Origin of the sequence: Shewanella cutis (assembly GCF_022410515.1) — a bacterium.
GTDB lineage: Bacteria > Pseudomonadota > Gammaproteobacteria > Enterobacterales > Shewanellaceae > Shewanella > Shewanella cutis.
This window is the reverse complement of the sequence record NZ_JACSDI010000013.1, coordinates 1-16,841: the sequence shown is the minus strand read 5'-3', so window position 1 is coordinate 16,841 and position 16,841 is coordinate 1. Positions and strand designations below refer to the sequence as shown.

Below are 16,841 nucleotides of genomic sequence, written 5' to 3'. Positions count from 1 at the left end.
GGGCGCTTAGCTTGTAGTTTGGGTTGCAACTTAGGATAATAGCCCAAGTTTGTTCATAGCAAGTTCATTATGATTTTTATTGATTTAACATCATTTCGCTGCCCAATCCCCTTGGTTAAGGCCAAACTTGCATTAAAGTCCATATCTGTGGGTGACAGCTTGCATATCTTACTCTCAGACCCTGGCTCTCGACGAGATGTTCCCGCTTTTTTCAAAAATCAGGGGCATCAGGTCATGGTCTTACAAGATGATGCTCACCAGTTAGGCCTGTTAATCACAAAAGTTGATTTATCACAGCGCTAATTATGCGTAAGCATGGTTCAATGCATAGCTCAAAATACAAGTTAGCAATAAATGACTGCAACGATAAAAATCAATGGTGGTCATAGAAAGCAGTTCGCTGATTTTAAAGCATATACACTGTTAATCTGGTGCGATAAGGTTAACTTATAAGTTTCTTTCCTGTGTTTTGGAAAGCCAACCATCCCTTTGGAATAAATTCATGTTTAGTTTTTTTTCTCGTTGGTATCAAGAGCGGTTTAGTGATCCTCAGGCCGTGACCTTATTGGCTATTTTGGTGGGGTTAGCGCTAGTGCTTTATTTTGCCGGCGGCTTATTAGCGCCACTGCTCGTCGCCCTCGTGTTGGCTTTTTTACTCGAATGGCCAGTAGCGCAAATGTTGAAATTAGGAATTAACCGCACAACTGCGGCTTCCTTAGTGCTAATTATTTTTTTAGGGATAGTCGTGCTGCTCACCTTTGGGCTTATTCCCAGTGTGTGGCGTCAAGGTGTGAGCCTGATGACAGATTTGCCGAGTATGATCGATAAAGGATTGCAAACTGTGCAGGGATTAGCGACCCAATATCCGCAGTTTATCAGTGTCGAGCAGCTCAATTTAATGGTCGCCGAACTCAAAAAACTGCTCGACACCCAACATGTGCTCGATATTGCGAAACAACTGATTGGATACTCTGCGTCGTTACTGGTGCTGATGGTATACGCGATTTTAGTGCCTTTATTAGTATTCTTCTTTCTTAAGGATAAAGATCAACTTATCAGTGGCAGTAAACGTTTTTTCCCCACGAATCGACAGTTAGCGCGCAAAGTGTGGTTTGAAATGCACCAGCAAATCTTTAACTATATTCGTGGCAAGGTGATCGAAATTGTCATAGTTGGTGTTGCGAGCTATATCTTGTTTGCATTTATGGGACTGAGATATTCGGCTTTGTTAGGGGTGTTAACGGGACTGTCGGTGTTAATTCCTTATGTGGGCGCGACGTTAGTGACTTTGCCCATTATGCTGGTGGCGTTTTTCCAATGGGGTTTTAGCTCTGAGTTTGGTTATTTAATGCTAGGTTACGGCATTATTCAGGCCTTGGACGGTAACGTGCTTGTGCCTATCCTGTTTTCCGATGCGGTGGATTTGCATCCGGTGATCATTATTGCTGCAGTGTTGGTCTTTGGTGGTTTATGGGGAGTTTTGGGGGTCTTTTTTGCGATCCCATTAGCGTCTCTAGTTAAAGCCGTAATCAATGCTTGGCCGAAAACCGAGATTGAGCCTAGTACTTCTGCTCCCCCACAAAAATAATTTTGTTGTAACATGAATAATTAGCGATTAAAAACTGAGCATGACGCTCAGTTTTTGTTTTTCGACAAACTCACTGCTGCAATAAATGATGTTGTGCGGTGGCGGCAAGTGCGCGATAAACCAAGGTAGTTTGTTTGGCTTTGATATTCCAATGTTGCCAATAAAGTGGAACTCGCATGCGTTTTTCAGGGGTGAGCTCAATGAGCACACCTTGATCAATTAAGGGCTTTGCTTGTAAGTGTCCGACTAAGCCATAACCCAGACTTAGGTTAATGGCCTCTAAAAAACTCTCGGATGAAGGAATGGTGTGCTGCCACCATTGGCCAGGTGTCATCTGAAAGTACTGTGCCAGATACTTTTCATGGAGTTTATCTTTGGTTGAAAACACCACTGCGGGAGCTTTTGTTAATTGAGCTTGCGTGAGTTGAGAGCCTGAATCCTTGCTGGCATCTGACCATTCAAAATAGCGCGCCGCAAATTGTGGGGTAGCGACGCACAAATATTCCATTGTCCCTAAAAACTCACTGCTACAGCCTGCCATCGGATTCGCTGTGGTTGTGACGCAGCCCACTGCTTCACCATTTTTAAGCAGATGATGGGTGTAGGATTCATCATCGACGATCAATTCCAGTAGCCAAGCATGGCGGCTAAACATATCGGCTAAGGCGGGTAAAAACCATGTCGCTAAACTGTCGGCATTGACAGCAATCCTTACTGTGGTGGGATGGTTTGGGTCATCGGCATCTAATTCGCTCCTGAGCTCACTTTCAAGTAATTGCACCTGCGAATAGTGACGCAATAAACGTTTGCCAGTAGGCGTGGCAACCACTGGTGTTGAGCGGATTAATAAGGATTGTCCGACTCTTTCCTCTAATTGCCGTACCCGTTGTGACACCGCCGATTGGGTGATATGTAGTACTTTAGCTGCGCGCTCAAACCCCCCTTCTGAGACCACTACGGCCAACGCTTTGAGATTGGCGTATTCCAGCATAATACCATCCTTATGATTATTAATTTTACTTATGATGTATAAAAAACATTAGTTATATTAATTCTGTTGTTTTGTCTATGCTAGCGCCTTCTTAAGATATGAGAGGTAGTTATGCAAACGGCGTTTATTCAAGGTATGGGCATTGGTGGTAGTTTGATTATTGCCGTAGGGGCACAAAATGCTTTCGTGCTAAAGCAAGGGATTAAGCGAGCTTACTCTTTGCCGATTGCGCTGCTTTGTTCGATTATCGATGCCTTGATGATTACCGCAGGTGTGGCAGGGCTTGGGCATATTATTGAAGCCTTTCCGACCATTAAGCATGTGGCAAGTTTTGGTGGTGCGGCTTTTTTGATTTGGTACGGTGCCAATGCGCTTAAGGCTTCTTTTGTTACTAAGGGGATGGAGATGGATCACGCGCAAAATGCCGATTCTCTGCGTAAAGCCATCTTGACCACCCTAGGTATAAGCTTACTCAATCCACACCTTTATTTAGATACTGTGGTGCTGCTGGGGAGCATCAGTACTCAGTTTGAAGATGCTCACCGTCCTTGGTTTGGCGCCGGTGCAGTATTGGCTTCTTTTATTTGGTTCTTCAGCCTAAGTTTTGGTGCACGTTTGTTGGCACCTATTTTTAGTCGTCCAGCGGCATGGCGTTATTTAGACCGCTTTATTTGGTTGACTATGTGGAGTATCGCAGCAGCCATTATCTGGCCATACCTTGTCGCAATTTAATCAGCCTTTGGGGAGTTTGGGATTTTTACTGAAATCAGGTTGAAAACGTTGGAGTATTCGACCTGAGTTTGTTTCCGTTCATGCCCTAGATAGTTTGATAAGACAAGCAATTAATGCGTCTGTTTAAGCGGCTCATGGTGGTTTTGTGGCTGGAATAATTTCTCGTTACCATTGAAATTACGCTATGAGACACCATCTAGGGTATAAAGGTTAGGTTTTTACTAAATGGATTGCCGTTGAATTTCAGTCACATCACTTGGCTTGATGATAAAGGCCATATTAAACCGCCGATTTTTTTATATGTGATTTTGGCATTCCTTGCCCGCGGCTGGTGTATTTTTATTGCCTCTCTGACTCAGGCCAGTGATAGAGCTGAATTAGTGAGGATCTTTTATCCCGAAAAGTCAGACTTTTTGCTGTCACTCGCGGCAGGTCTTGGTGCTGTTGTACTTTATTTTGTGGTACTTGCAGAAAGACGTCGTTCTCCTCAGTGGCTTCGCCCTGTGTTTGTGCGGTTAAAATGGGGATTATGGTTGTTACTTTTGTTGGATGCGAGTTTACTGACTCAACGCTTAATCCATGGGCAATTTCTATTTCATTGGAGTTTGGCTCTAGATGCGCTGGTGTTGTTTTGGTCTTGTTTGTATGTGTGTAAGTCAAAAAGACTTCGTTATTACCTCGCAGATTGGCCAAAGGAAGCAAAAACAGAGATAAAATAGCTGAATTTATCTCTTTGTTATTTCGGTTTTTTTATGTGATATTCGACGATGTTGGGTGCGTTTGTGTGTTCTATCCCTCAGTTTGATAAGCATTTTTTCGCTGGCAGCTTACTGATTTTATTGAATCATCTATAGTTATATGTACTTAGCTTAAATGTGCGGCAAAGGGAAGTCATTGTTTGGCTTTTTGCGTGCATGAAAGGAGTCGTATTGCGTGGCAAAAGTAGCTCATAAAAAACTATTACTCTCTGAACTTCAGCCCGGTATGCGGGTTAAGTTGCCTTTGTCATGGACGAATCACCCTTTTCTGTTCAATCGAGTGGATATCAATAGTGCTGCACAAATTGAGATGATCCGCGGACTCGGTGTGCCCTTTGTTTATCTTATTTCTGGTAGTAGTGATGATGCCGAAGCGGTAGATGAAGAGGAGGAAATTGAAGAGATTGATGAAGTGCCACCTGAGCGGGATCTCAAAGCCGATACCCGCAAATCGATGCGACTAAGTCAAAAACGATTTTTAGAGAGTGTTAATCAATGCCGCAATGTTTTTGGCAAGGTAGTGAGTGATCCTGAGGGGGCATATCGTCTGTCATCGGCTTTAGTTGAAGATTTACTTAGTCATTTACAAGAGGTGCAAAAGCCTTTCTTAACCCTAGTAGGGATGGACGAAAAGAATGTGAGTGTGACTCAGCATGGCGTCTCTGTGGCGGTATTAGCCATGATGATTGGCCACGCTCTTGATTTACCCGCGCGAGATTTACGTGATATTGCCCTTGGCAGTTTGTTCCATGATATTGGTAAACTTAAAGTGCCTGACGTGATCCGTCGCAAACGCGGTGCCTTAACTCCCCATGAGGCCAATTATCTACAGATGCACCCTAATTTTGGCTATGACATGCTTAATCGCTCGGGACTTTTCCCTAAAGAAGTGCTGAATATCGTGCTACATCACCATGAGTTTGTTGATGGCTCGGGGTTTCCTGATGGACTCACCGGTCATAAAATTCCCATCGTGACTCAAATTGTCAGTCTAGCAAATGATTACGATCAACACCTGAGTGGTCAGCAAGCTTCTTCTCCCCAAGTCGCCCTTGGCTACTTATTTAAGAATAGAGCCAGTAAACATTCGGAATCGTTAATTTCTGTTTTAGTCAAAATATTAGGTATTTATCCCCCTGGAACCTTAGTCAAACTCTCGGATGATAATGTCGCTAAAGTGATTATGACGACCAAAGAGGTAAGCCAGCCACAGGTATGGGCCTGCAAAGAAGATGGTAGCGAAGCGTCACTCCGCTTTTTGAACGACGAGGGCGTGACAGTGCAAAAGTCCCTGCGAGTCGAAGATTTAACTGAGGGCGCAAAGCGTACATTGCAGGTCGATAAGGGGATTAGTTTTTATTTTAGTTCGTTACAAGCTTGAATCCCTTTGCCTGAGTTCCGTATGCTATTGGCCGAAATATTTTTTAGTGGCAAATAGGTCAAAGAGAATGGAACGCACTGAGGCAAATAAAAAGAGTGTTGCAGTTGTAGGCTGTGGTTGGTTCGGTTTTGCGCTTGCCAAACAACTTGTTCAAGCAGGTTATCGCGTCACAGGTACTAAAAGGCAGTGTGAGGATCTTCCTGTATTAACGCAATCGGGTATAGGGGCATTCCAACTGCAGCTCGGTGTTGAGGCCCAAATCGTTCCAGATGCGCAGCTCTTGCAAGCGTTATTTCAGACTGACTTTCTTGTCGTCAATATTCCTCCTCGCCTAAAGCATGGCAATACCGCTTATCTCAAAGAATTGAAGCAACTCATCGAGTTAACTCAAGGTTGGCAATATCAAGGCATAGTGTTTATTAGTTCGACAGGCGTTTATCCTTCCCTTGATAAATCCATGACGGAAGCCGACGCATTGGCAGATTCGCCTTCAGCACAGGTGTTGTTGGATGCTGAAGCTTTGTTTGCTCACCAATCGAATACTTGTATCGTGCGCTTTGCAGGACTCGTGGGGCCAAAGCGGCATCCTGGACGTTTTTTTGCGGGTAAAACCGATGTGGCGGGGGGAAATGTTGCTGTCAACTTGGTTCATTTACAGGACTGCGTCGATGCTGTGAGGGGAATTATCGAAGCTAAAGTTAGAGGAGAGAAGCTTGCGCCTATCTATAACCTCTGCGCGAGCGAGCACCCAAACAGAAGAGATTTTTACACCGCTGCTGCCGAGTCACTCGGATTAACTGCGCCGCAATTTAATGCGCAAACGCAACCGAGTAAAGTCATTCTAGGGGATGCGATAGTAAGAGAGCTTGGATTTCACTACCGGTTTAGCTCACCCTTTGCCATGCTGGCTGCCTGTTAAAGTGTGTTTTAGCCGTTATCGTTAATAAATATTAAGAATCTACAAGCGTATTTTAAGCTATCTTAATGGTCTGTATTTGTTATAAATAATTTAATATTCAATGTTCTAATAAGAAGAGTAAAAATGAAAAGCCTAATTAATGTTGTTCGACCTTGGGTGGCTATGGCCTGTGGATTGGTGTTGAGCGCCAGTTTCACGCTGCAAGCGGCAAGTTTTGAGGAAGGTAAAGACTATGTAACCGTTGCAGGGATCAGTGAAGCACAAAAACCGATTTTACGAGAGTTTTTTTCCTATAACTGCCCACATTGTTATAAGCAAGAGCCCTTTGTTGCCTCAACGGTGAAACTACTAGGTAAAAATGTTGCCTTTGATCGCACGCCTGTCGGAGTGGGGCGTCCTGCGTGGGAGTTAAGCCAGCTGGCCTATTATGTGGCGCAAAAGCTGAATATGACCAAACAAGTTCATGAGGCAATTTTTAAACAAATTCATGAAAAGGGTGAACAATTTACTCGCCCTGAGCAGGTGAAGGCCTTTTTTGTGGCTCAAGGTGCTAAAGCTGATGATGTCGATGTGGCGATGAATTCTGTTGACGCTAAATTTTCAATGATGAATTACGATTCTCAAGCTGAGCTAGCGGGGATTAAAGGGGTGCCTTCGTTATTGGTTAATGGCCGTTACTTAGTGACCTCTCAGGTTCATACGCCAGAGGAGTTGGCCGAGCTGGTGAAATACTTGGCGGCAAAATAGTGATGTTATTTGTGAGGTAAATGTTCGCGCAAAACCAGCGTCACCAATCTTACATAACCCAGCATTGCTGGGTTATTTTTTACAAAACTTCAACTCAGGTTTAGGATGTATAAATCTAACCTACATCGCAAAAATACAACGAGTGCCCCTGAAACTTGCGCTTTGCGCTGATCTCTAGACGCATTGATGTGTCAATAGTGGGGCTGTTGCTAGGGCGTGTTGACGTTTCAGGGTTATTTTTGCCGCAATTTGGCTCACCGTTATGCAAGGCAAAGTCCGTACGGTGTAGTTATTCTACATAAACGAACGATAACGCGGCAGAAAAGCCAGCCAAATGCAGCCCGAAGGGTTCGTCTGGCAAGCCCTTGCTCTTACTTTCTGTAATAAGAGCCGCTCGTCATTTGAGTAGAATAACGACACATCATTCCTCGTTTCGCGAGCACGTGCTTGCCAGAACGAACAAAATTTAATCTCTAAACGTCAACACGCCCTAATGTAGTTAACACATTGGATGATATAACATATTGTAAGATTGTAATTTATTACCGAGCAGAGGTCGCTAACCAGAGTGTCATTGCTTGGTTTAATATGTCTCTTAAAAATGTCCTGATTGAACTCATTATAATGGCTTAAATCAGCCGCAATCCAATATTTAGTTTGTACGACAGCCAGTTACTGCTCTCAATTCTGCTCTATCTACCATGAGATTTTGCCTGTTTCTAGCCTGTAGCTCTTCGACATTGGTCTAATCCGCTTAAAAATTCACTTTTTTATTACAATGTAGATACAATGTTAAGTTATTGATTTTTATTTGTATACGTTAGTTTTTGTTGTGAGTAAGTTCGCAAATTAGACTAAGGTCTTGATTGTGGTCACCCCAGCGATTGCTAGATTTAGCAAGACTTAATAATAAAACAGCACAGGGGAGTCGCTATGGCGTTTGAAAATAATGATAAAGCAAAAGGTTACTGGAACGAGAATTTACGTCTTGTTTTAGGCCTATTAGCTATTTGGGCCGCAGTTTCGTTTGGATGCGGCATTCTATTGGTTGATGTACTTAATGAAATCCATTTTATGGGATTTAAATTAGGTTTCTGGTTTGCTCAACAGGGATCTATGTATGTCTTTGTTGCGCTTATTTTTGTCTATGCGGCAAAAGCCAACGCCTTAGATAAAAAATATAACGTACAAGAAGACTAAGGAGCACAGAAATGGGTGTACAAGGATTAACTTATCTGATTGTGGGGCTGTCGTTTGCCCTCTACATTGGGATTGCGATCTGGTCTCGCGCAGGTTCAACTAAAGAGTTTTATGTGGCTGGTGGTGGCGTCCACCCAGTCGTTAATGGTATGGCTACTGCCGCAGACTGGATGTCAGCGGCATCTTTTATTTCGTTGGCGGGTATTGTCTCTTTCGTGGGGTATGACGGCAGTGTTTACCTGATGGGCTGGACAGGTGGCTATGTGTTGTTGGCCCTGTGTATGGCGCCATATTTACGTAAATTTGGTAAATTTACCGTGCCAGACTTCTTGGGGGAGCGTTATTACTCCCAAGCGGCGCGAACGGTAGCGGTTATCTGTGCGATCTTCATCTGCTTTACCTATATCGCGGGGCAAATGCGTGGCGTGGGCGTGGTGTTTTCACGCTTCCTCGAAGTTGAGGTCGATACTGGCGTGTACATCGGTATGGCCGTGGTGTTCTTTTATTCGGTACTCGGTGGTATGAAGGGCATTACCTACACTCAGGTTGCCCAATACTGCGTGCTGATCTTCGCCTTTATGGTGCCTGCAATTTTCCTCTCTGTGATGATGACTGGCCATATCATTCCTCAAATCGGTTTCGGTGCTCAATTACTCGATGCTGCGGGGAATAACTCTGGCGTTTATCTGTTAGATAAACTTAATAACCTGTCTGTTGATTTAGGCTTTGCACCATACACTGATGGTTCTAAAAGCATGCTCGATGTGTTCTGTATTACTGGCGCTTTAATGGTTGGTACTGCTGGCTTACCTCACGTTATCGTGCGTTTTTTCACTGTACCTAAAGTGAAAGATGCTCGTGTATCAGCAGGTTGGGCACTGGTATTTATCGCCATTATGTATACAACTGTACCTGCACTAGCGGCATTCTCCCGTGTGAATATGATTGAAACCATCAACGGTTCAGATCAAAAAGGGGTTGCCTATGAAACTGCACCTAATTGGATCAAAAACTGGGAAAAAACGGGTCTGATCAAATGGGATGACAAAAATGGTGACGGCAAAATTTACTATTCCACAGGCAAAATGGAAGATGCTGCTAGCACAAACGAAATGAAGATTGACAACGATATTATCGTGTTAGCTACGCCAGAAATTGCAAATCTGCCAGCTTGGGTTATCGCTTTAGTGGCTGCGGGGGGTCTAGCGGCGGCATTATCGACTTCTGCGGGCCTGTTGTTGGTTATCTCAACATCTGTCTCCCATGACTTACTGAAAAAGAACCTGATGCCAAATATTTCTGACAAGAAAGAGCTGATGTACGCCAGACTTGCAGCGGGTATTGGTATCGTGATTGCGGGTTATTTTGGCGTTAACCCTCCAGGATTCGTTGCAGCGGTAGTGGCATTTGCTTTCGGTCTGGCTGCATCATCTCTGTTCCCTGCGATTATCATGGGTATCTTCTCTAAGACCATGAATAAAGAAGGGGCTATTGCCGGTATGATCCTTGGATTATTCTTCACCTCAGGTTATATCGTCTACTTCAAGTTTATCGATCCGACGGCAAACGTACCTGCAAACTGGTTCCTCGGTATTTCGCCTGAAGGCATTGGTATGGTTGGGATGGTCGTTAACTTTGTGGTTGCTGCAATTGTGAGTAAAGTGACGGCTGCAACACCTGCACACGTTCAAGAAATGGTCGAGTCTATCCGTTTCCCGAAAGGTGCGGGTGAGGCCAGCGACCACTAACAAAGACATGCTATTGAGATAAAAGGACGCGCCAGCGTCCTTTTTATTTTTTAGGGCTGACTTTAGTCGAATATTGCCAATAAATCGCTCACGTTATAGTGAGTTAAAAATTCACCTGAAAATAAGGTGTTGTTATGAATGCCAGCGAATTACAGCCTGTTGTGCAGTTTTTAACATCCACAGCCCCCTTCGATACTTTTTCTGAAGAGCTTATTCGACGTTGTGCAAGGGCCGTTATTATCGGTTACTACAGTAAAGCCTCAGGTTTTGTACAATTTGATGCCGATGCCCCAAAATTGTATTTGGTGCGTAGCGGTGCCTTTGAGGTGCGTGATCCTGAGGGAGTGTTACTCGATAGAGTCGCAGAAGGGGAGTTTTTTGGCTTTTCGACTTTACTCTCTGGGGAAAAAGTCGTTAACCGAGTCGCTATTCTTGAAGACAGTTTGGTATATCACTTTCCGCAGGCGTTATTTGACCAACTGCGGAGTGAAAGCCGGCATTTTGATAAGTTTTTTACCCGTGCTTTTGCTAAGCGTTTACGTCATGAAGCACGTTTTAAGGCGAAAGATCTTACGACAACCAGCCGTATCAGCACCTTGATGTCATCTTCGCCGATTACGATCGATGCCCATGCCACCGTCACGCAAGCGGCGCTCTTGATGCGCAACTCGCGGGTATCTTCTTTATTAGTGACTGATAATCATAAACTTGTTGGCATATTAACCGACAAGGATTTACGCAATCGAGTGCTTGCCTCCGGACTAGATGGCAAAATAGCCGTGCATCAAGCGATGACAACATCGCCGATTTCAATCTCTTCTAATGCACTGATCTTCGAAGCCATGCTATTGATGAGTGAGCACAATATTCATCACTTGCCCATTATTGATGAAGATAAAGCCATTGGTATGGTGACCAGTACCGATATTTTGCGTGGACAAGGCTCACAACCATTGCTCCTCATTGGTGAAATCGAGCGCCAACGTGATCTCGCTAGCCTCATTAGTGTCAGCAAACAAATTCCATTACTACTGCAAAATTTAATCAGCGCCGATGCGAGGGCAGAGGAGATCGGCCGAGTGTTAACCTCGGTGACTGATGCATTAACCCGCAGATTAATCGTACTTAATCAGCAAATTCTCGGTGAGGCACCGATGGCCTTTTGTTGGTTAGCCTTTGGCTCGCAGGGGCGGCAAGACCAAGCCGCGTGTTCGGATCAAGATAATGGTTTGCTGGTAGCCGAAGAAATGGATGATTTTGCAAAGGGCTACTTTGATGCGTTAACCCATGCGGTATGTGCAGGCCTTGACCAATGTGGTTATATGTTTTGTCCCGGCAATATCATGGCGCAGAATCCTAAGTGGCGAATGTCACTCAACCAATGGCAAAAAGTATTTGAAAAATGGGTCATCACTCCTGAGCCGAAAGCATTGATGCACGCCAGTATTTTTTTCGATATGCGCTCAGTTTATGGTCCGCAATCGTTATTTGATGCATTGCAGGATAAGGTGCTAGCACAAACCAAAGACAATGATATTTTCCTTGCGGGTATGGCGGGTAACTCATTGATAGAATCGCCTCCACTGGGTTTTTTTAGAAAATTTGTATTAGAACGAGATGGTAGTGAGGTTAAAGGTATAGATTTAAAACATAAAGGTAATGCTTTGATTAACGATATCGCCCGAGTATACGCCTTGTCGGCAGGCATTAAGGAAGTGAATACGGCCAAACGTATTCGTGCGCTAATGGACGCCAATATTCTCAATCGTAAGGATGCACTTAATTTAGCCGATGCCCATGAATTTATTGCCCATATGCGGTTATCAAATCAAGGTTATCAGCATACACAGGGGCTTAAGATCACTAACTATCTAATGCCAGACCATTTATCCTCTTTAGTGCGTCATCAACTTAGGGACGCCTTTAAGGTTGTCCATGATGCACAATCGGGCATGAAAATGAAATTTATGCGGAGCTTTTAATGGCGGCTTGGTTGATTCACGCTAAGCTTCAATGGCGAACGCTGCGTTGTCAGCATCAATTATTTAAAGATTACTACCAGTCTTTGATTCCGCTGATTGATCAACCTATCAGTCAGGCTCCTTTGATAGCGATTGATTTGGAGATGACTGGGTTAGATCCTTTTAAGGATCAAATCTTAAGCATAGGCTTAGTTCCTATTGAAAATGGCGTTATTCCATTAAGTCATGCTCAGCAAAAATTAGTGCAAATTCGGGGCAGTGTTGGTCAAAGTGCCATCATTCATGGGATCCTCGACAACCATTTAACCCAGGCTGTCAGTATTGAGGAGGCTATGGCATGGTTTATGGAGCAAACCAGAGGCCGTGTGTTGGTGGCACATCACTCCCCACTCGATTGTCGGTTTTTACAACAAGATATATTGGCCATTTACCATCAAGCGGTTTTGCTCCCCGCCATAGATACCTTAGTGCTTGAGAAGCAACGGTTATTACGCGAGCATTCAGTACTTAAAGATGGGTGTTTACGGCTTGGTGCTTGTCGTGAACGTTATGGCTTACCGATTTACGGTGCCCATAGTGCATTAACCGATGCATTAGCCTGCGCTGAGCTATTATTAGCGCAAGTTGCTGCCATGGGCGGTGGCGCAGATATTTCCGTCGGGGATTTACTTACCTAAGCACATTGAGTGACTTCACAACAAGTATTTTATCGAAGAGAGTGCTTTTCATATTTGATTAATGACCCATTGACTACACTCACTGCTAGCGAGGCATTTGCGGTTGCATAACCTTAACGGTTTACCGTAGTTTCGCATCTGATTAGCTAATTTTTGCCTGAGTGTGTTACCAGCGTAGTGTTGAGCGTTAAGTAAATAGGAGAAGATCATGCCATTACCGTTACTGTGGATTGGCGGCGCAGCGATGGGCGCATTGATGTTGGCCGACGAGCGTGAAAAGCGGCAACAGCTTGAACGCAACCGACTTTTAGGCAGAGCTCCTCGCCAAGTAAACGCAAATCAAGCTATGGTTGCCGCACCGAGTCAATGGCAAAAGGGCTTTAAGCAAGTCACGCCACAACCAGGGAGCATAGTCTGTTGCTATGTGTTTGGGGTGATTGAGCATACAGGAATTTGGTTAGCCGATGATTGTTTAGTTGAGCTGCATGGCTCTGGGCTTGTTCGAGCTGTATCGGTAAAGCGATTCTTAACTGGCCGTACAGGCAGCCAAATTTTTATTGCCTGTAATCATCTACATCAACCCCTTATCGCAAATACGATTGTTAATCGAGCCGAGCGGGCGATTTATCAGTACCGTGAATATGACCTGTTTGATAATAATTGCCATCGGTTTGTGTGGTCATGTCTTTGCGGTGAAGAGCGATTAAAAGCTTTAATGAGTTAAATCAAAAACTCGCAGCTTATTTTAAGCAGGGGATTTACTGGGATGAAATGTGTCTCGCGCCAGAGCTTACAGATAAATAAAAGGCCATCCGAGGATGGCCTTCATATACATAAAGTTACTTACAGAAATAATCCACGGCGCGTTTGACTAACTCAATGCCAGTTTGATCGCAAGGCGGTAATTGGGCGTCACTGATTTGCACTGGCGTGACACGCTCACCCCATTGCAATAGCAATGCAGCAGAGGTTAATCCCGCACCAAAGGCGCAAGAAAGAATGGTTTGGTTAGGTTTAATTAGCCCTTTTTCGAGTGCATCACAAATCGCAATCGGGATGGTTGCCGCCGATGTATTGCCATAGTTAGCAATATTCACGAATGCTTTTTCTTTTGGAATTTTCATGCGGCTGACGAGGGTATCAATGATGCGTTCATTCGCCTGGTGTGGGATCACTAAATCGACTTCATCTTTGTCCACACCACATTTTTCGAGCACTTGCGTGCTTAACTTGTTCATACCATTAATGGCACGTTTAAAGATTTCTTGGCCATCAAATTGAATATAAAAGTCTAAGGAGTCGGTGGAGAATCGATCCATTGCGGTGCCAAACCCCGCTTTTAGGATATCGCGACCGTCAGGGTCGTTATTAAGCTCATAGCCTAATACGCCACTAGGGATATCCGTCGCTTCAACCACAACGGCACCAGCACCGTCACCAAACAATACGGCAGTTTCACGGCGCGACCAATCTAGATAAAATGATAAGCGTTCGGCGCCCACCACTAATACTTTCTTGCATTGACCACTTTTGATTTGTGAGCTGGCCAGCCCTAAACCATAGAGAAAGCCACTACATGCGGCGTTGATATCAAAGGCTGCGCAGTTTGCGCCAATATTGGCTTGAACGGTCGAGGCGATATTGGGAATTAAGGTGTCAGGGCTGGCACTTGCTAAAATGATCATATCAATTTCGCTGCCTTCAATCCCAGCGGCTGCTAGAGCTCGTTTGGCGGCAACTGAGGCTAATTCCGAGGTGTTCACATGGCTGATATGACGTTGACTGATCCCTGTGCGTGATTTAATCCATTCATCGGACGTTTCAATAAAAGTAGCAAGGTCATCGTTAGTCAAAGTGGCGGGTGGAACACATTTTCCCCAGCCCGTGATGGTGGCGTACTGCATGGTGTTTTCTCTCAAATAAAAAAGGCAGAACCTTAAGTGCTGCCTCAAATCGACAACAAAGCTTATCGGTATAACGAATGACAGTCCGTGATCTACACCACCTGTTTGGCGACAAGATCCCGAATTGTCGTTGCGGCATGCAAAATATGATGTCGCAGCAACGCCGTGGCTTTCTCAGTTTCTCTTTGCTTACAATAGTTGAGCAGTTCGCGGTGCTCGTGTTCTGCTGCGGGGATCCCTCCTGCGAGCAGCAATTGCAAACGAATATATCTATCGCAGTTGGTATTGAGGCCATGAACAACCTCGAGCGTATGTGGGCGATTAGCCGCTTGGTACAAACAGGTATGAAACTGTGTATTTAGCTCGCTCCAACTGGCAACTGCATCTTCGTGTTTAAAGGCCGATTCCAATTGTTCCAATACGCGTTCAGCTTTTATCAAATCTTCTGCTTGAAGTTGTGGTATGGCTTTAGCGAGTAGATCGGTTTCGATCATTGCACGTAATTCAAACAGTTCGGTGACTTGTGCAACGGATAATTCAGTTGCTGTAGCCCCTTTGTGAGGTTCGAATTTTACCAGCCCTTCAGCTTCAAGTTGAAGCAAGGCCTCCCTTACTGGAATGCGGCTAACATTCAAGGCTTCGGCTAATGCGCTTTGTCTGAGTGGTTCTCCTGCGGCTATCTCACCCGAAAGAATTTTCTCTCTGAGCACCTCTACAACTAATTGGGTGCGGGTTTTATGGACTATAGGCGTAGTTCGACTCATTATGACCGTCTGTTTATGGGTGTATTATTGTTATCCGTGCAAGATTACCGTTAAAAACAGCACAAATAAAGGGAAAGCTCGATTGAACAGCGCATCGATTAGATTGGAAAAACCGTTATCGGTAGATTCATTCATCTTAAAATACGCGTTAATAGATTGTTTATTCGAACCATTACATCCAATGAATAACGAGGGCAGTTTACTATTTAGGAAATTATTGCAGCAATTTGGTTGGTGTTGATACAAGGCAAAGTTCGTGCGGTATAGTGATTCTACATAAAAGGACGATAACGTCTGTTCATAAGAGCCGCTCGTCATTTGAGCCAATAACCATAGGTCATTCCTTGTGTCGCAAGTAGGAGCTTGCCAGTGTCAACATCATTTAATCTCGAAACGTCAACACGCCCCAGAATATGAATCCAGCTCAAATTGCTAAGTGGTATCGCCAACTTCGCGGTGCAATTTCTCGAAATGGATGGAATAATAGTAAAATTACGCATTAAGCACTGTTTTTCGTGAGTGGAGTAGTACTGTGGGTACAGTCAATCGAGCCGTTTTTTTAGACCGTGATGGTGTGATCAACAAAGATCATGGTTATGTACATCAGGTGGATGACTTTGAATATATCGAAGGTGTATTTGAGGCATGCCTTGCATTGAAGCAACAGGGATATAAGTTGGTGGTGGTTACCAATCAATCGGGAATTGCCCGCGGCATGTATACCGAAGATCAATTCCACAGCCTTACCGAATGGATGGATTGGAACTTTGCGGATAAAGGTGTCGAGCTCGATGGTATCTACTATTGCCCACACCATAATGAAAAAGGAATTGGTGAATATAAAGTTGATTGCGACTGTCGTAAGCCAAAACCGGGAATGTTGCTCGACGCGGCAAAATTTTTGAAAATCGATTTGTCCCAATCTGTGATGGTCGGAGATAAAGCTGACGATATGCTTGCCGCAAAAGCGGCGGGTGTACCAACGCGTATTCTGGTCCGCACGGGCAAAGCAATTGCGGATGAGAGTGACGCATCCGTTGTTTTAGACAGCATCGCCGACGTGCCTGCGTTTTTAAAGAACCATAAGGCCAGTTAATTCGTCTAATTGGATGAAGAATTGCCAAAGGTTGTGCGCGCGAACTTAATCCTAATTAATTCCTTTGTACCAGCCTCTGGCTCTTGATATAGTCAAACAGGTGAAAAATACCGCGAAACAACACTAAAAAGGTGAGTTCGGTTTAAAAAATGCGCATTTGATTCGTTTTTAGGTATTATTTTACGGAAAGGGCTTGCAGTAAAATCTGACATCCCTATAATGCGCATCCACTGACCCAACGTGGTCAACGGTTAAAGCTAAATAGCTGATAACCACGCTCTTTAACAATTTATCAAGCAAATCTGTGTGGACACTCACAGGTGTTGAGTTAATCGAAATTACTCTGCCGTTTGG

At 44.3% G+C, this 16,841-nt stretch carries 15 protein-coding genes and 1 pseudogene; 13 read left to right on the top strand and 3 right to left on the bottom strand.

Annotated elements, in window-relative coordinates; genetic code table 11:
* Positions 1 to 69: 69 nt before the first annotated feature.
* Both H9J30_RS15585 and H9J30_RS15580 read left to right on the top strand, forming a co-directional pair.
* Positions 70 to 303 (top strand): sulfurtransferase TusA family protein, encoded by a 234-nt coding sequence (locus H9J30_RS15585; protein ID WP_240131821.1) that lies wholly within the window; start codon positions 70 to 72, stop codon positions 301 to 303.
* 199 nt (positions 304 to 502) lie between these two features.
* On the top strand, positions 503 to 1,588 hold the full coding sequence (locus H9J30_RS15580) for an AI-2E family transporter (protein WP_240131820.1): 1,086 nt from the start codon (positions 503 to 505) through the stop codon (positions 1,586 to 1,588).
* A 70-nt stretch (positions 1,589 to 1,658) separates the two neighbouring features.
* Here H9J30_RS15580 and H9J30_RS15575 read toward each other — a convergent pair whose 3' ends face one another.
* Positions 1,659 to 2,579 carry a LysR family transcriptional regulator ArgP gene (locus H9J30_RS15575; RefSeq protein ID WP_240131819.1) on the bottom strand — a complete coding sequence of 307 codons (921 nt, stop codon included), beginning with the start codon at positions 2,577 to 2,579 and terminating at the stop codon, positions 1,659 to 1,661.
* 111 nt (positions 2,580 to 2,690) lie between these two features.
* Here H9J30_RS15575 and H9J30_RS15570 point away from each other — a divergent pair, with 111 nt between their 5' ends.
* The 10 genes and pseudogenes from H9J30_RS15570 (at position 2,691) to H9J30_RS15525 (ending at position 13,527) form a co-directional block, all read left to right on the top strand.
* Positions 2,691 to 3,311: a LysE/ArgO family amino acid transporter gene (locus H9J30_RS15570; RefSeq protein WP_240131818.1), complete on the top strand. Its 621-nt coding sequence runs from the start codon at positions 2,691 to 2,693 to the stop codon at positions 3,309 to 3,311.
* A gap of 236 nt (positions 3,312 to 3,547) precedes the next feature.
* The gene (locus H9J30_RS15565; RefSeq protein WP_240131817.1) at positions 3,548 to 4,030 is read left to right on the top strand and encodes a DUF2919 domain-containing protein; all 483 of its coding nucleotides are present in this window, start codon (positions 3,548 to 3,550) and stop codon (positions 4,028 to 4,030) included.
* Positions 4,031 to 4,244: 214 nt separating this feature from the next.
* Positions 4,245 to 5,450: an HD-GYP domain-containing protein gene (locus tag H9J30_RS15560; RefSeq protein ID WP_240131816.1), complete on the top strand. Its 1,206-nt coding sequence runs from the start codon at positions 4,245 to 4,247 to the stop codon at positions 5,448 to 5,450.
* Positions 5,451 to 5,517: 67 nt separating this feature from the next.
* Positions 5,518 to 6,369, top strand: a complete 852-nt coding sequence (locus H9J30_RS15555; RefSeq protein WP_240131815.1) for an SDR family oxidoreductase — start codon at positions 5,518 to 5,520, stop codon at positions 6,367 to 6,369.
* A 123-nt stretch (positions 6,370 to 6,492) separates the two neighbouring features.
* Entirely contained in the window at positions 6,493 to 7,116 is a 624-nt protein-coding gene (locus H9J30_RS15550; protein ID WP_240131814.1) for a thiol:disulfide interchange protein DsbA/DsbL, read from the top strand.
* A gap of 933 nt (positions 7,117 to 8,049) precedes the next feature.
* Positions 8,050 to 8,316 carry a DUF4212 domain-containing protein gene (locus tag H9J30_RS15545; RefSeq protein ID WP_011622295.1) on the top strand — a complete coding sequence of 89 codons (267 nt, stop codon included), beginning with the start codon at positions 8,050 to 8,052 and terminating at the stop codon, positions 8,314 to 8,316.
* An 11-nt stretch (positions 8,317 to 8,327) separates the two neighbouring features.
* Positions 8,328 to 10,064 (top strand): sodium:solute symporter family protein, encoded by a 1,737-nt coding sequence (locus H9J30_RS15540; protein ID WP_240131813.1) that lies wholly within the window; start codon positions 8,328 to 8,330, stop codon positions 10,062 to 10,064.
* Between the two features lie 134 nt (positions 10,065 to 10,198).
* Positions 10,199 to 12,046: a DUF294 nucleotidyltransferase-like domain-containing protein gene (locus tag H9J30_RS15535; RefSeq protein WP_240131812.1), complete on the top strand. Its 1,848-nt coding sequence runs from the start codon at positions 10,199 to 10,201 to the stop codon at positions 12,044 to 12,046.
* A complete protein-coding gene (locus H9J30_RS15530; RefSeq protein ID WP_240131811.1) occupies positions 12,046 to 12,723 on the top strand; it encodes an exonuclease domain-containing protein in 678 nt (225 codons plus the stop codon). The genes H9J30_RS15535 and H9J30_RS15530 overlap by 1 nt, the downstream gene beginning before the upstream one ends.
* A 208-nt stretch (positions 12,724 to 12,931) precedes the next feature.
* Positions 12,932 to 13,527 (top strand): annotated as a pseudogene (locus H9J30_RS15525) (lecithin retinol acyltransferase family protein).
* A gap of 35 nt (positions 13,528 to 13,562) precedes the next feature.
* Here the strand turns inward: H9J30_RS15525 and H9J30_RS15520 are convergent.
* Together H9J30_RS15520 and H9J30_RS15515 are read right to left on the bottom strand one after the other, a co-directional pair.
* Complete coding sequence (locus H9J30_RS15520; RefSeq protein ID WP_240131810.1) at positions 13,563 to 14,627, bottom strand: ketoacyl-ACP synthase III; 1,065 nt, start codon at positions 14,625 to 14,627, stop codon at positions 13,563 to 13,565.
* A 92-nt stretch (positions 14,628 to 14,719) separates the two neighbouring features.
* Complete coding sequence (locus tag H9J30_RS15515; protein ID WP_240131809.1) at positions 14,720 to 15,391, bottom strand: GntR family transcriptional regulator; 672 nt, start codon at positions 15,389 to 15,391, stop codon at positions 14,720 to 14,722.
* A gap of 532 nt (positions 15,392 to 15,923) precedes the next feature.
* On the opposite strand from H9J30_RS15515, the gene gmhB reads away from it, so the two are divergent.
* Entirely contained in the window at positions 15,924 to 16,487 is a 564-nt protein-coding gene (gmhB, locus tag H9J30_RS15510; protein ID WP_240131808.1) for a D-glycero-beta-D-manno-heptose 1,7-bisphosphate 7-phosphatase, read from the top strand.
* Positions 16,488 to 16,841: the final 354 nt, after the last annotated feature.